This window comes from Burkholderia sp. AcTa6-5 (assembly GCF_017815075.1).
In the GTDB taxonomy this organism is placed as follows: domain Bacteria; phylum Pseudomonadota; class Gammaproteobacteria; order Burkholderiales; family Burkholderiaceae; genus Burkholderia; species Burkholderia sola.
This window is the reverse complement of record NZ_JAGIQE010000001.1, coordinates 366681-380587: the sequence shown is the minus strand read 5'-3', so window position 1 is coordinate 380587 and position 13907 is coordinate 366681. Positions and strand designations below refer to the sequence as shown.

15 protein-coding genes are annotated in these 13907 nt (G+C 67.6%); 10 read left to right on the top strand and 5 right to left on the bottom strand.

Features of this window, described 5'->3' with window-relative positions; genetic code table 11:
• Window positions 1-47 precede the first annotated feature (47 nt).
• Window positions 48-1721 (bottom strand): alkaline phosphatase family protein, encoded by a 1674-nt coding sequence (locus J8I33_RS01605; RefSeq protein ID WP_124554250.1) that lies wholly within the window; start codon window positions 1719-1721, stop codon window positions 48-50.
• A gap of 402 nt (window positions 1722-2123) precedes the next feature.
• On the opposite strand from J8I33_RS01605, the gene J8I33_RS01600 reads away from it, so the two are divergent.
• Window positions 2124-2981 (top strand): EamA family transporter, encoded by an 858-nt coding sequence (locus J8I33_RS01600; RefSeq protein WP_209932736.1) that lies wholly within the window; start codon window positions 2124-2126, stop codon window positions 2979-2981.
• Between the two features lie 29 nt (window positions 2982-3010).
• On the opposite strand, the gene J8I33_RS01595 is transcribed toward J8I33_RS01600, so the two are convergent.
• Window positions 3011-3484 (bottom strand): Lrp/AsnC family transcriptional regulator, encoded by a 474-nt coding sequence (locus J8I33_RS01595; RefSeq protein ID WP_069616529.1) that lies wholly within the window; start codon window positions 3482-3484, stop codon window positions 3011-3013.
• A 324-nt stretch (window positions 3485-3808) separates the two neighbouring features.
• On the opposite strand from J8I33_RS01595, the gene J8I33_RS01590 reads away from it, so the two are divergent.
• From J8I33_RS01590 to J8I33_RS01565, 6 genes are all read left to right on the top strand, one after another.
• Entirely contained in the window at window positions 3809-5194 is a 1386-nt protein-coding gene (locus J8I33_RS01590) for an amino acid permease (RefSeq protein ID WP_050011024.1), read from the top strand.
• A 46-nt stretch (window positions 5195-5240) separates the two neighbouring features.
• A complete protein-coding gene (locus tag J8I33_RS01585; protein ID WP_124554254.1) occupies window positions 5241-6443 on the top strand; it encodes an amino acid aminotransferase in 1203 nt (400 codons plus the stop codon).
• A 167-nt stretch (window positions 6444-6610) separates the two neighbouring features.
• A complete protein-coding gene (locus J8I33_RS01580) occupies window positions 6611-7009 on the top strand; it encodes a DUF488 family protein (RefSeq protein ID WP_050011026.1) in 399 nt (132 codons plus the stop codon).
• Window positions 7010-7129: 120 nt separating this feature from the next.
• A complete protein-coding gene (locus J8I33_RS01575) occupies window positions 7130-7420 on the top strand; it encodes a DUF1488 domain-containing protein (RefSeq protein WP_209925207.1) in 291 nt (96 codons plus the stop codon).
• Window positions 7421-7436: 16 nt separating this feature from the next.
• Window positions 7437-7676 carry a hypothetical protein gene (locus J8I33_RS01570; RefSeq protein ID WP_006479066.1) on the top strand — a complete coding sequence of 80 codons (240 nt, stop codon included), beginning with the start codon at window positions 7437-7439 and terminating at the stop codon, window positions 7674-7676.
• 117 nt (window positions 7677-7793) lie between these two features.
• Window positions 7794-8144: a metal ABC transporter ATPase gene (locus J8I33_RS01565; protein ID WP_209932732.1), complete on the top strand. Its 351-nt coding sequence runs from the start codon at window positions 7794-7796 to the stop codon at window positions 8142-8144.
• 29 nt (window positions 8145-8173) lie between these two features.
• Here the strand turns inward: J8I33_RS01565 and J8I33_RS01560 are convergent, their stop codons facing one another.
• The 3 genes from J8I33_RS01560 to lhpI form a co-directional block, all read right to left on the bottom strand.
• Window positions 8174-8950, bottom strand: coding sequence for a helix-turn-helix domain-containing protein (locus tag J8I33_RS01560; RefSeq protein ID WP_089489355.1), 777 nt, complete (start codon window positions 8948-8950; stop codon window positions 8174-8176).
• A gap of 16 nt (window positions 8951-8966) precedes the next feature.
• The gene (locus J8I33_RS01555; protein ID WP_050011030.1) at window positions 8967-9371 is read right to left on the bottom strand and encodes a response regulator transcription factor; all 405 of its coding nucleotides are present in this window, start codon (window positions 9369-9371) and stop codon (window positions 8967-8969) included.
• Between the two features lie 181 nt (window positions 9372-9552).
• Window positions 9553-10488 carry a bifunctional Delta(1)-pyrroline-2-carboxylate/Delta(1)-piperideine-2-carboxylate reductase gene (gene lhpI, locus J8I33_RS01550; RefSeq protein WP_209932730.1) on the bottom strand — a complete coding sequence of 312 codons (936 nt, stop codon included), beginning with the start codon at window positions 10486-10488 and terminating at the stop codon, window positions 9553-9555.
• A 263-nt stretch (window positions 10489-10751) separates the two neighbouring features.
• On the opposite strand from lhpI, the gene J8I33_RS01545 reads away from it, so the two are divergent.
• From J8I33_RS01545 to lhpH, 3 genes are all read left to right on the top strand, one after another.
• A complete protein-coding gene (locus J8I33_RS01545; protein WP_209925203.1) occupies window positions 10752-11489 on the top strand; it encodes a GntR family transcriptional regulator in 738 nt (245 codons plus the stop codon).
• Between the two features lie 115 nt (window positions 11490-11604).
• Window positions 11605-12726, top strand: coding sequence for a branched-chain amino acid ABC transporter substrate-binding protein (locus tag J8I33_RS01540; RefSeq protein ID WP_209925201.1), 1122 nt, complete (start codon window positions 11605-11607; stop codon window positions 12724-12726).
• A gap of 68 nt (window positions 12727-12794) precedes the next feature.
• Entirely contained in the window at window positions 12795-13802 is a 1008-nt protein-coding gene (gene lhpH / locus J8I33_RS01535; protein WP_089489359.1) for a trans-3-hydroxy-L-proline dehydratase, read from the top strand.
• Window positions 13803-13907: the final 105 nt, after the last annotated feature.

Sequence of the window (13907 nt, the reverse complement as noted above, 5' to 3'; positions counted from 1 at the left end):
AAACGGCCGACGCGTGATGCGCCGGCCATGCGGTCAGGCCGTGACGGTCAGATCGCCGGGGCCGCGCTCAATGCGGTGCCGAGCGTCGGGTCGAGATACAGCGGCGTCGTGTTCGGCTTCGACGTGAAGTCGAACAGGTTGCGCAGGTCGCCGGCCGTCGCATCGAACGAACCGCCGCCGATACGCTGGCCGCCGAGCCAGTTGTCCTCGATGAAGCGCACGACGGACGCCTGGTCGAGCATCGTGTGATCGACGTAGTTCTGCTTCGCGTACGGCGAGATCACGACGAGCGGAATGCGCACGCCCGGGCCGCAGCGGCCGTTCACGGTCGCGCCGTTCACGCCGGTGGTGCCGCCCGTGCCGCACTTGCCGGCGCCGTTGAGCTGGTCGACCGGGTCCGACGACGCGTGCGTCGGCGGCGTGTACACGTGGTCGTACCAGCCGTCCGAGTCGTCATAGGTGACGATCACGGCCGTGTTCTGCCAGTCCGGCTGCTGCTGCAGGAAGTTGACGACCTTCGTCACGAACGCCTGCTCGTCGAGCGGATCCGAGTAGCCCGCGTGCCCGTCCTGCGCGGCCGGCGCCTTCAGGTAGCTGACCGACGGGAAGTTGCCGGCCTTCACGGCGGCGAAGAAGTCGTCCGTGTCGTACTGGTGGTTCGCCGGTTCGGCCGTCTTGCCGTCGGTCTCGACGCTCGAGCCGATCGCCGCGATCGAACTCGGGCGCGTGTGTTGCGGGTTCGCGGTCGACGCGTAGTACTGGAACCAGTTGTGGTGCGGGATGTAGTCGGCCGTCGCGGCATTCACGGCGGTCGCGACCGTGCTGCGCGCGCAGCCCGTCGTGCCGTTGCCGTTCGTCGTCGACAGGTTGAAGCCGCCCATGAAGCCGCCCCACGTGATCTTCGCGGCGTTCAGCAGGTCGCCGATGTTCTTGCCGGTCATCATCGCCTGGTCGGTCGTGCTCGAACACACGTCGAAGCCCGGGTCGACGTCGTTGATCATCGTGAGGCCGCCCTGGCCGTCATTGATGTAGTACGAAGTCGCGGCGAGCGTCGACGGCTGCTTCGACGTCTTGACGATCTGCATGCCGTTGGTCTGCCCCGCGACGACGTTCAGCGCGCCCGGCGTCGACGGGCCGTAGACCGTCGTGAACGTGTTGTCGCTCATCGCGAAGCGCTGTGCGTAGTTCCACAGCGCGGTCACCGTGTTGCCGTCGAAGTAGCCCATCACCTGGCCCTTCGTGCCGAATGCGCCGGCGCCGCCGGACGAGCCCTTGCCGGTGTATTTCGGGAATAGATCCGCAAGACCGTTGTCCTCGGCCTGCTGTTCGGCCGTGTACGCGTGGTTCTGGTCGGCGGTCGCGGCCTGCGTGCGGTCGAGACGGAACGGGTTCGCCGCGTCGGTGCCGTTGGCCGTGTTCGTGAAGTTCGGGTTCGCGGTGAGCAGCGTGCCCGTCAGGCCGTTGGACGTCGGCGTGCCGGACTTCGCGGTGAACGCCGGTTCGCCCGACGGGTTCGTCGCGTTCGGATAGGTGCCGAAGTAGTGGTCGAACGAGATGTTTTCGCCGTAGATCACGACGACGTGCTTGATCGGCGTGGCGGTCTGCAGCGCATCCTGCGACGATACGGCGGGCGTCGGCGTGGAATCGTCGCTGCCGCCACAGGCGAACAGCGCCAGCGCTGCGGCTGCGCACGCGGTGACAAGCAAGGCTTGACGGAACATCGGGAAACTCCAGGGTAAGGTCTTCGATGGTGGAGAACGGCCCCGTCGCCGTGTCGGTTCGGCGCGAAGCTCGTGAGGGAGCACGCGCATTGGAACAGCCGCGTATGAAAATATGGGGACGGAGTGTTTTCGCGACGGTTGCGCTCCGGTATCGGTTTCATTACGGTGCGGCGCGAGGCGAAAGAGAACGGAAAGGGGCGGACCGCCCGCAATCTCCGCGTCACATGTCGCGGCTTGGCGGCTGCTTGCGGCGCAAGCGATGCGGGGCGGGCGATGGAGAGCCGGCGGCCGGATCGTTGACGGCGCGCCGTGCGTCGCTTTTTTGACAATCCGGTGACGCATTCATACGATGGACGCCTGCCGCGCACCGCGCGGCCTCCGACCCGTCAGCGAGGTTTCAGCGTGCCGATCCCCGTTCTGTTTGCCGTTCTGTGCGCGGCATTCCTGCATGCGTCATGGAATGCGCTGGTGCGCAGCAGCGGCGACCGGCTGCGCTCGGCCACGGTGCTGCAGATCGCGATCGGGCTGTTCGCGCTGCTGTTCCTGCCGACTGCCGCGCCGATCGCGCCGGCGAGCTGGCTCTGCGTCGTCGCGTCGGCCGTGATCCACGTCGTCTATACGCTGCTGCTCGTCCGTGCGTACAAGCACGGCGACCTGAGCGTCGCGTACCCGGTCGCGCGCGGCACGGCGCCGCTGCTCGTCACGCTCGGCGCGGCGGCGTTCGCGGGCGAGCACCTGAACGTCGGTGCGCAAGGCGGGCTGGTGCTGATCTGCGCGGGCATCCTGGCGATCGGGCTGGATCGCGGGCGCGGCGCGAAACACCGGATGATGCAGGTGCTGCCGACCGCGTTTGCGACTGGCGTGTCGATCGCCGCGTACAGCGTGGTCGACGGGATCGGTGTGCGCGAGAGCGGCAGCACGGTCGGCTATACCGCGTGGATGTTCGTGCTGACGGGCGCGCTGATGGCCGTGTACTACCGGCTGCGGGCGGGGCCGCTGCGGTTGACGCAGGCGGTCGGCGAAACCGCGAAGGCTGCCTGCGGCGGCGTGTTCGCGGCGCTCGCGTACGGCATCGTGATCTGGGCGATGGACCGTGCGCCGATGGGGCCCGTGTCGGCGCTGCGGGAGACGAGCGTGGTGTTCGCGGCGCTGATCGCGCGCGTGTATCTCGGTGAGCGGCTGACGCCGCGCCGGGCGGCAGGGTGTCTGGTGATCGCTTGCGGGGCGTTGTTGATCAGTGCGTTCGAGGCGGTGCGGTGAGCGCGTCAGCCTGATGCGCGTCGGGCGGATCAGCTCTCCACCGGCATCGCACTCGTGCACTTGATCTCGTCGAGGCACACGCTCGAATGCACGCCGCTCACGCCGGGAATGCGCATCAGCGTCTCGAGCAGGAACCGCGACAAGCCCTTCAGATCGTGCGCGACGACCTTCAACACGTAGTCGATGTCGCCCGTCACCGAGAAGCACTCCTGGATCTGCGCAAGATCCGACACGAGCTTCTGGAACTTCGACAGGTCGCGGATATGCCCGCGCTCCATCGTCACGTGCACGAACGCGGTGACGCCGAAGCCGAGCGTGTCGGGGCAGAGCCGGGTTTCGTAACGCCGGATCGCGCCGATTTCCTCCAGCCGGCGGTGACGTCGCAGCGTCTGCGCGGGCGATAGCCCCACGGCCTTCGCCAGATCGAGGTTCGACGCGCGGCCGTTCTCCTGCAGCACCGACAGCAACTGACGATCGATACGATCGAGAACCGGGTCAGGCATTTTTGTTTCCTCATTCGTCTCCCGGATGCAATCTTATCTCATAATGTAGGGTTTGCATGAGCGGGTTACGCAACCCGATTTCGCGGTCGCGACGCTAAACTGACGCCGGATTTTCGTGTGCGGCCGCAGCAGTGCGGCGTGAGCGGGCGAGTCGGCGGCCAGTCTGACCGGCGCGCTGACGCGAATCGGTTGCCGCCGCACGCGAAAATTGCAGTCCCCAACCCGGCGCCCCCACGAACGGCCGCCGGCACAGCAAAACAGCGCCCGGCACACCGAGGCGCGCCGCACCCCGCTGCAGGCGGGGGCGGACAAAGTGGAGAAGACATGGTTTCTGGAAACGAGAGCGACGGCCTGAAGCGCGGGCTGAAGAACCGGCACATCCAGCTGATTGCGCTCGGCGGCGCGCTCGGCACGGGGCTGTTCCTCGGCATCGCGCAGACGATCAAGATGGCCGGCCCGTCCGTGCTGCTCGGCTATGCGGTGGCCGGCATCGTCGCGTTCTTCATCATGCGCCAGCTCGGCGAGATGGTCGTCGACGAGCCCGTCGCCGGCTCGTTCAGCTACTTCGCGAACAAATACGTCGGCCACTTCACCGGCTTCCTGTCCGGCTGGAATTACTGGGTGCTGTACATCCTCGTCAGCATGGCCGAGCTGTCGGCCGTAGGGATCTACGTGCAGTACTGGTGGCCCGGCGTGCCGACCTGGGTGTCGGCGCTGGTGTTCTTCGTCGCGATCAACCTGCTGAACCTGGCCAGCGTGAAGTCGTACGGCGAGACGGAATTCTGGTTCTCGATCATCAAGGTCGCCGCGATCGTCGGGATGATCGGCTTCGGCGGTTGGCTGCTCGTGAGCGGCCATGCCGGGCCCGAAGCGAGTGTCGCGAACCTGTGGCAGCACGGCGGCTTCTTTCCGAACGGCGTGTCCGGCCTTGTGATGTCGATGGCCGCGATCATGTTCTCGTTCGGTGGGCTGGAGTTGATCGGCATCACCGCGGCCGAAGCCGACGATCCGAAGCGCAGCATTCCGCGCGCGACCAACCAGGTCATCTACCGCATCCTGATTTTCTACATCGGCGCGCTGGCCGTGCTGCTGTCGCTGTATCCGTGGCAGAAGGTCGTCACCGGCGGCAGCCCGTTCGTGCTGATCTTCCACGCGCTGAGCAGCAACCTGGTCGCGAACGTGCTGAACGTCGTCGTGCTGACGGCCGCGCTGTCGGTCTACAACAGCGGCGTGTACAGCAACAGCCGGATGCTGTTCGGCCTCGCGCAACAGGGCAACGCGCCGAAGGTGCTGTGCTCGGTCAACAAGCGCGGCATCCCGCTCGCCGCGCTCGGCGCATCGGCGCTCGCGACCGGCGTGTGCGTGCTGGTCAACTACTTCATGCCGGGCAAGGCGTTCGAGGTGCTGATGGGCCTCGTCGTGTCGGCGCTGATCATCAACTGGGCGATGATCACGGTGATCCACCTGAAGTTCCGCCAGGCCAAGCGTGCTGCCGGGGAGCAGACTTCCTTCCGCAGTCTGGGCTATCCTTTCACGAATTACCTGTGCCTGGCGTTCATGGCCGGCATTCTCGTCGTGATGTACCTGACGCCGGATCTCCGTCTGTCGGTGTACCTGATCCCGGTATGGCTCGCGGTGCTCGCGATCGGGTATCGCTTCCGTCAGAAGAATGCCGGCTTTGCGGTGCACGACGGTGCGTCCGCACGCTGACGCAGGCCACGACCGACCATTCTTCCAAACGAGACCGATTCAAGCCATGTTCGAACACATCGACGCGTACCCGGGCGACCCGATCCTGACGCTCAACGAGAACTTCCAGAAAGATCCGCGCGACCAGAAGGTCAACCTGAGCATCGGGATCTATTTCGACGCCGAAGGCCGGATTCCGGTGCTGGGCGCCGTGCGCGAAGCCGAAACCGCGCTGCAGCGCGACAGCGGCCCGAAGCCGTACCTGCCGATGGTCGGCTTGGCCGCGTACCGCGACGCCGTGCAAGCGCTGGTGTTCGGTGCGGATCACCCGGCTCGCGCGGCCGGCCGCATCGCGACGCTGCAGACGCTCGGCGGCTCGGGCGCGCTGAAGGTCGGCGCCGATTTCCTGAAGCGCTATTTCCCGGATTCGCAGGTGTGGCTCAGCGATCCGAGCTGGGAAAACCATCGCTTCATCTTCGAGCGCGCCGGCTTCACGGTGAACACGTATCCGTACTACGACGAGGCCACGGGCGGCCTGAAGTTCGACGCGATGCTCGCGGCGATCGACGCGCTGCCGGCGCGCAGCATCGTGCTGCTGCACGCGTGCTGCCATAACCCGACCGGTGTCGATCTCGACGAAGGCCAGTGGGAGAAGCTGATCGACGTGATCGAGGCGCGCGGGCTGCTGCCGTTCGTCGACATGGCGTACCAGGGCTTCGGCGCGGGCCTCGACGCGGACGCGTTCGCGGTGCGCGAACTGGCCCGCCGCGGCGTGCCGACGCTCGTCGCGAACTCGTTCTCGAAGAACTTCTCGCTGTACGGCGAACGCGTGGGCGGCCTGAGCGTCGTCTGCGAGGACGCGGCCGCGGCCGAGCGCGTGCTCGGCCAGCTGGCCGGCGCCGTGCGCTCGAACTACAGCAACCCGCAGACCTACGGCGCGAAGGTCGTCGCGGCCGTGCTCGGCACGCCGGCGCTGCGCAAGCAGTGGGAAGAGGAGCTGTCGGCGATGTGCCGCCGCATCGCGCGGATGCGCCAGTCGATCCACGACGGCCTGCGCGACCACGTGAGCGGCGAAGCGCTCACGCGCTACGTGAAGCAGCGCGGGATGTTCACGTACACGGGCCTGACCGAAACGCAGGTCGACGCGCTGCGCGAGGTGCACGGCGTATACATCCTGCGCTCGGGCCGGATGTGCGTGGCGGGCCTGAACGACTCGAACGTCGGCATCGTCGCGGACGCGATCGGCAAGGTACTGAAGAGCGGCGTCTGAACGCGGCGCGCCCCGGCGCGCAACGCTGAAGAACCGGCTGTTTCCCGTCGCGGGAACAGCCGGTTTTTTGTTGGGCGGCCGTCATGTGCGAGGCGCGGATGACGCACGGGCGGGCGCGGCGGTACGATCACGGGATCGTACGCAATGCAGGGGAGCAGAGGAGCGACATGGGCATCCGGATCATCCAGCTCGGCACGCCGCGCGCGGCCGGCGAGGGCCTGCGGATCGGCACGGTGCGGCGGCCGCCGCGCGGCGTACCGAAGGCGGAATTCGCGTCGCGCAACTACTATGATGTATGGTTGCCGACGTTGTCGCCGAGCCCCGAGCTCGTCGCGCAAGCGCAGGCCGCTGAAACCGACGCCGAATGGAACGCGTTCAAGCGCCACTTCCGCGCGGAGATGGCGCATGGCGATCCGGCCAAGGTGCTGGACCTGCTGGCCGCGCTGTCGGCGACGACTGCGTTCTCGATCGGCTGCTACTGCGACGACGAAAACCATTGCCACCGCAGCGTGCTGCGCGAGCTGCTCGCGCAGCGCGGCGCGGCGATCGAGCCCGACGCCGGCTGAAGCAGAGGAAGCGGCGGCGCGCGGCTACACCGCGATCGTGCGGTGCAGCGAGCCTGTTGACGTGGGTCAAGCGCGCGGCCGCGCGCGCCACTATGCTCTCGTCATGGAGCCATCACGACGATGACAGACCGACAGATGCACATCGTTTTCCCGTCCGAGCCGCCGGAATATTGCGCGCGCGATCTGGTCGTCGCGTTTTCGGCGCTGGTCGACGGGCGTTGCGTTCAGTGCGCGGTCACGGCCGAGGCGCTGGAAGACCATTTCGGCGCGCGGTCGCTGCTCGAACGCGATCTGCTGGGCGCATTCGACGCGCACCGGTCGGCCATCGAGGCGATGGCACGACGAATGCTCGAGGAAATCGGCGGCCGGCCGGTGCTGCTGCACAGCGGGCACTTCCGGCTCGAAGGCTGATACCGCAGGAGGGCGCATGACACTGCAGGGCAACATTCACGAACGCGACTGGTCGGTCGAAGTGGAGACGCGCCCGTGCGAATCGGGCGAATTCCGCTGCCGCGTGTCGGTCGAGCACGGCGCCGGCGCCGCGCGGTTTCATCATACGTTCGAGCACAGCCACGCGTATCCGACGGAGCGCGAGGCGATGATCGAAGGGTTGCGGGCCGGCATGACGTGGATCGAGATGAAGGCGTCGCAGACCTTCAACGTCTGAACGGTCCCGCGCCTGTCGGGCGCGGGCAGACCACGGGAAACACGGGCCGCCCCATCGTGAGGCGGCCGGCACTTGCAAGGCGGTCGACGAGCGGGCGGCCCCGTCAGGAGAGACGACATGGGCGTGGGCATGCAGATCGCCTGCCTCGGATTCACCGGTTCGGCTGCGGTCGAGGCCGAAGCCGGCGCGCAACTGGTGCGACTTGAACGGTTTCGCGCGTGGATCGAAGGCTGCCATCTCGCGATCGAATCGCGCACGGCGGCCGATGGCGCGCGCCGGTACGACGTGCGGCTGGAGCTGGTGATGCGCGACGCGACGCTCCGGTCGCTGCCGCCGTGCGTCGGGGCCGACGTGGACGACGCATTGCGTCGCGCGTTCGCGCAGGCCGAACGGGCGCTGCTCGCGTGGCAGGCAGGCGCCGCAACGGTTGCGCTGCGCGACGCGGCGACCGGCGACGCGATGCGGTGACGCCGCGCCTGTCAGCGCGGCGCCGCGTGTCAGACTCGCGCGAGCGCTTGCGGGTCGATGATGCGCACGCGCTTGCCGCGCGTTTCGACGAGCGCGTCGCGATGGAACCGCGAGAACATCCGGCTGACCGTTTCGAGCTTCATCCCGAGATAGCAGCCGATTTCCTCGCGCGTCATCCGCAGGTTGAATTCGGTCGCCGAATAGCCGCGCGCCTCGAACCGCGACGACAGGTTCAGCAGGAAATGCGCGACGCGCTGCTCGGCCGACATCGTGCCGAGCAACAGCATCTGGCTCGATTCGCGGACGATCTCGCTGCTCAGCATCTGGTAGAGGAAGTGCTGCATCGGCTTGATCTCGCGGCACGCGGCTTCGAGCGCGCCGAACGGGATGATGCACACCACGCTGTCCTCCAGCGCGATCGCGTCGCAACAGTGCTGGCCGCTGCCGATGCCGTCCATCCCGAGCGTTTCGCCGGCGATCTGGAAGCCCGTCACGTGCTCGCGGCCGTCGCGATGCATCATCACCGTCTTGAACGAACCCGCGCGCACCGCGTAGATGCTCTGGAACGGATCGTCGGTGCGGAACAGCGCGTCGCCCTGGCGAACCTGTCGCGTCGTGCAGATGATCGCGTCGAGGCGGCCGTATTCGGCGGGCGTCAGGTGCGGCGGCAGGCACATCGAGCGCATCGCGCAGGCCGAGCAGCGTGCGGCCGGGTGTTTGGCGGCGTCGGCGCGCGCGGCCGGGCGCGGCGGAATCGTCGGCCGGGGTACGACGGATACGTCGGCGAAGGCGGTGGCGGTGGACATGAGGCGCTCCGGCTCGTCAGGGGCGGCGCACGCGAGCGTGCACCAGGGATTCGATGACACGGCATGCGGTGTCGAATTCGACGGTCTTGTCGAAGAAGTAGTCGGCTCCCGCCGTCGCGCATGCCTCTCTGAATGCCGGCGCCGAGTGGTTCGTCAGCACGATCGTGACGATGCGCGGCGCGGCCTTCGACAGCATCCCGATCAGGTCGAGACCGCTGCCGTCCGCGAGCCGCACGTCGACGATCACCACGTCCGCGCGACTGCTGCGGATATGCGTCCACGCGTCCTGGCCGTCTTCCGCTTCGCCCACGACGGCGACGCCGCGAATCGCGCCGACGAGCAGCGCGATCCGCTGGCGGACGGCAACCGCGTGATCGACGAGAAACACCCTGAGTGCGGCGGGTGACAGGCTGGCATTCATGCCGGCAGTATCGTGTTGCGCCGCCGAAATTGAAATCGGCCGAATTGGAACTTCGTGTAGGCCGCTTCGACGCGGTGTAGGGCGTTTCCTACACCGCGTACGGGAAATCGCCGGTGTGAATCCGACGATGCGATGCCGCGCGAGCGGCGCGCACGGTGGCGCGAACGGTTGCGCGGCCGGGTCAGCCGGCGCGGCGCGCGGCCAGTGCGTCGCGCGCGGTGCGGCACGCGGCCAGATCCCACGCGGCGCAGCCGACGCTCTTGAACAGCAGCGGGCCGCCGCGGGCGAAGGTGCCGTTCAGCACGTCGGCGAGCGACGCGACGTACTGCCAGTCGACTTGCGCGACGATCAGGTCGCCGGCTTCGTGGCGCGCGCCGGCCGGATCGTCGACCACGAGCCGGCTGCCCCGCACCGTGTTCGCGTCGATCTCCGCGGCATCCGCGGTGAACGCGCCGACGCCGACCACGAGCCGGCCTTCGCGCGCGGCGTCGCGATAGACGGGCGTGCGGCTCGTCGTCAGCGTGACGACCACGTCGATCGCATCGGGAATCGCGTCGCCGTCGAGCGGCGCGAGCTGCGGCGCATGCGCGCGGTGGGCGGCGCAGAAGGCGGCCGCGCCGTCCGCGCTCGTGCCGCGCACGTGAAGGCGCGCGTCCGGAAAGATCGCGGCGAGCGCTTCCGCGTGATTGGCCGCCTGCTTGCCGGTGCCGATCAGCAGGATGTCGCGCGGCGCGGCGCCATGCAGCGCCTGGATGCCGAGCGCGGTGATCGCCGCCGTGCGGCGGCCGGTGACGGTCGGGCCGTCGAGCGCGAAGCGCATTTCGCCGGTCGTCGCGTCGTACGCGGTGACCTGGCCGAGAATCGTCGGCAGCCCGCGTGCGCCGTTGCCGGGGCACACGTTCACGAGCTTGTGGCTCGCCAGATCGTGTGCGCTCGACGGCATCGACAGCATCACGCCGCCGCGTTGCAGCGGCACGACCAGGCGTTCGGGGCTGACGATGTCGCCTGCCGCGTACTCGACGACCGCTTGCCTGAGCGTGGCGAGCAGCGCCGGGTAGTCGAGCAGCGCGGCCGTGTCGGCCGCATCGAAAACGGGAATCGGGGAGAAGGCGGTCATCGTGTACGTCTTGGCGGTCAGTGAGCGTGGACGGCGGACGCATGCCGCGCCCGCCGCAGGTCTGCCGGTACCGTGACACAGGGCAGTGTGGATCGAATCTATACCACTTGCTGGCGCGTCGGCAACCCAGAAAATAAAGCGTGCCGGTGATTTTGGTTCTAATATCTGGCCAGAAGGCTCGCCGCTGCCGCGCTGCCCGCGCCGCTCCGGTATAGTGCGAACCCATTCCAGATCCACGCCCGCGAACGGGCAGGAGCCACACGATGATGTCCGCGCGTCCCGACTCACTCGAAGGCGGTTTCAGGCCGCTGCAGATCTACGAGCAGGTAGCCGAAAAGATCCGCGACGAGATCCGCGCGGGGCGCTACGCGGCCGAATCGCGGCTGCCGTCCGAGCGCGAGCTCGCGTCGCTGTTCCAGGTCGGCCGGCCGGCCGTGCGCGAGGCGCTCGGCGCGCTGCAGAACGAAGGGCTCGTGTTCACGAAGCGCAACTCGGGCACCTACGTCGTCGCGGCCCCGCTCGACGTGCTCGCACAGCGCGGCGACGCGCACGCGGCGTCCGAGGCCGACTTCAGTCCGACGTCGACGCTCGACGTGCGGCTGATCCTCGAGCCCGCGATCGCGCGCCTCGCGGCCGCTCATGGCCGCGCCGACCCCGGTGCCGAGCGCTATCTCGCGCAAATGGAGACCATCACCGACGTCGACGATCCGCACCAGCGCGCGTTGTGGAACGAGAGCGACCGGCTGTTCCACCGGCAGCTCGCGCTGATGACCGGCGACGCGCTGATCGTGAAGATCGCGGACGAAGTCGCGAAGACGATGGACCAGCCGCTGTGGAAGCGGCTGAAGGACGATGGCATCTACGACGCGGGCCGGATCCGGCTGTACGTGTCCGAGCACCGGTTGATCTACGAGGCGATCGTGTCCGGGGATGCCGATGCGGCCGCGTTCTATGTCGAACAGCACATTCGCCGCGTGCGGCGCGACATTGCGCCGAAGTAACGGGAACGGTTTGGTCTTTAATGTGACCAAAATCCCGATAATTATTTTGAAATTGCTTGCGATGTGACCACGCGTGTCCTACATTGGTTTCACACAAAACCAATCAGGAGACACCATGCGACACCTCATGACCGCGCTCTCGGTGGCCGTGGCCGCCGGCGCGCTGACTTCCGCGCATGCGCAGGAAGTCGTGATGATCGGCCATTCGGCGCCGCTCACGGGCCCGCAGGCCGCCAACGGCAAGGACAACGAAAACGGCGCGCGGCTCGCGGTCGACGAGCTCAACAAGGCCGGCGTGAAGGTCGGCGGGAAGACCGTGACCTTCAAACTGGTTTCCGAAGACGACCAGGCCGACCCGAAGGCCGGCGTGCAGGTCGCGCAGAACCTCGTCGACAAGGGCGTCGTCGCCGTGCTCGGCCCGTACAACTCGGGCGTCGCGATTCCGGCGTCGCGCGTGTATTCGACGGCCGGCGTGCCGATCCTGCCGGTCGCGTCGAATCCGGCGCTGACGAAGCAGGGCTTCAAGAACATCTTCCGGATCGGCGCGAGCGACGAGCAGCTCGGCGGCACGATGGCCACGTTCGCCGCGAAGACGCTGAACGCGAAAACCGCCGCCGTGATCGACGATCGCACCGCGTACGGGCAGGGCGTCGCCGAGCAGTTCATGAACGTCGCGAAGGCGAACGGGATCAAGATCGTCGACCAGGAATACACGAATTCGTCGGCCACCGACTTCCTCGGCATTCTCACCAAGATCAAGGCCGCCAACCCCGACGTGATCTTCCTCGGCGGCTATGCGGCGCAGGGTGCGCCGATGGCCAAGCAGATGAAGCAGCGCGGCCTGCGCGCGAAGCTGCTCGGCGGCGACGGCATCTGTTCGGCCGACATGGGCAAGGTCGCGGGCGAGGCCGCGTCGATCGTCTATTGCGCGCAGGGCGGCGTCGCGCTCGAGAAGACGCCGGCCGGGCGCGAATTCCTGAAGAAGTACCACGACGCCTATCGCACCGATACGCAGGTCTACGGCGTCAACTACTACGACGGCATGAAGCTGCTTGCCGATGCGATGGTCAAGGCCGGCACGACCACCGACAAGGCGAAGCTGATCGCGCAGCTCGCGAAGACGAACTACGCGGGCGTCGCGGGCACCTATTCGTTCGACGCGAACGGCGACCTGAAAGGCGCGCCGACCACCGTCTACGTGATCCGCAACGGCCTGCCGGAACCGTACGCGAAGTAATTGCCGCACGGCCCGTCACCGGACGGCGGCCCGGCCGCCGTCCTTCGTTTCAACGCACCCGATCCCCCATGAAAATTTCCCGATCCCTGTCCACCGTCGAAGTGCACACCGGCGGCGAGGCGTTCCGCATCGTCACGAGCGGGCTGCCGCGCCTGCCCGGCGACACGATCGTCCAGCGCCGCGCGTGGCTCAAGGAACACGCCGACGAAATCCGCCGCGCGCTGATGTTCGAACCGCGCGGCCACGCCGACATGTACGGCGGCTATCTGACCGAGCCCGTGTCGCCGAACGCCGATTTCGGCGTGATCTTCGTGCACAACGAAGGCTACAGCGACCATTGCGGACATGGCGTGATCGCGCTGTCGACCGCGGCCGTCGAACTCGGCTGGGTGCAGCGCACGGTGCCCGAGACGCGAGTCGGCATCGACGCGCCGTGCGGCTTCATCGAGGCGTTCGTCCGGTGGGACGGCGAGCATGCGGGGCCCGTGCGCTTTGTCAACGTGCCGTCGTTCATCTGGGAGCGCGACGTGTCGGTCGACACGCCGTCGTTCGGCACCGTGACCGGCGACATCGCGTATGGCGGCGCGTTCTATTTCTATGTCGACGGCGCGCCGTTCGACCTGCCGGTGCGCGAATCGGCAGTCGAGAAACTGATTCGCTTCGGCGCCGAGGTGAAGGCGGCCGCGAACGCGAAATATCCGGTCGCGCATCCGGAGATCCCGGAAATCAACCATATCTACGGCACGATCATCGCGAACGCGCCGCGCCACGCGGGCTCGACGCAGGCGAACTGCTGCGTGTTCGCGGATCGCGAGGTCGACCGCTCGCCGACCGGCTCCGGCACCGGCGGGCGCGTCGCGCAGCTCTACCAGCGCGGGCTGCTCGCGGCAGGCGACACGCTCGTCAACGAATCGATCGTCGGCACGGTCTTCAAGGGCCGCGTGCTGCGCGAAACGACGGTCGGCGACATCCCGGCCGTGATCCCGGAAGTGGAAGGCAGCGCGCATATCTGCGGGTTCGCGAACTGGATCGTCGACGAGCGCGATCCGCTCACGTACGGATTTCTCGTGCGCTGAGCCGCGGCGCGGGGCACGCCGCCGTCGCGCGGCGTTCCGGTTGTGGTACCAGGTTTGGCGCGTCGCTCCGATTGCCGGACACGCGCCTTTTTTTGCGTGAGCGCC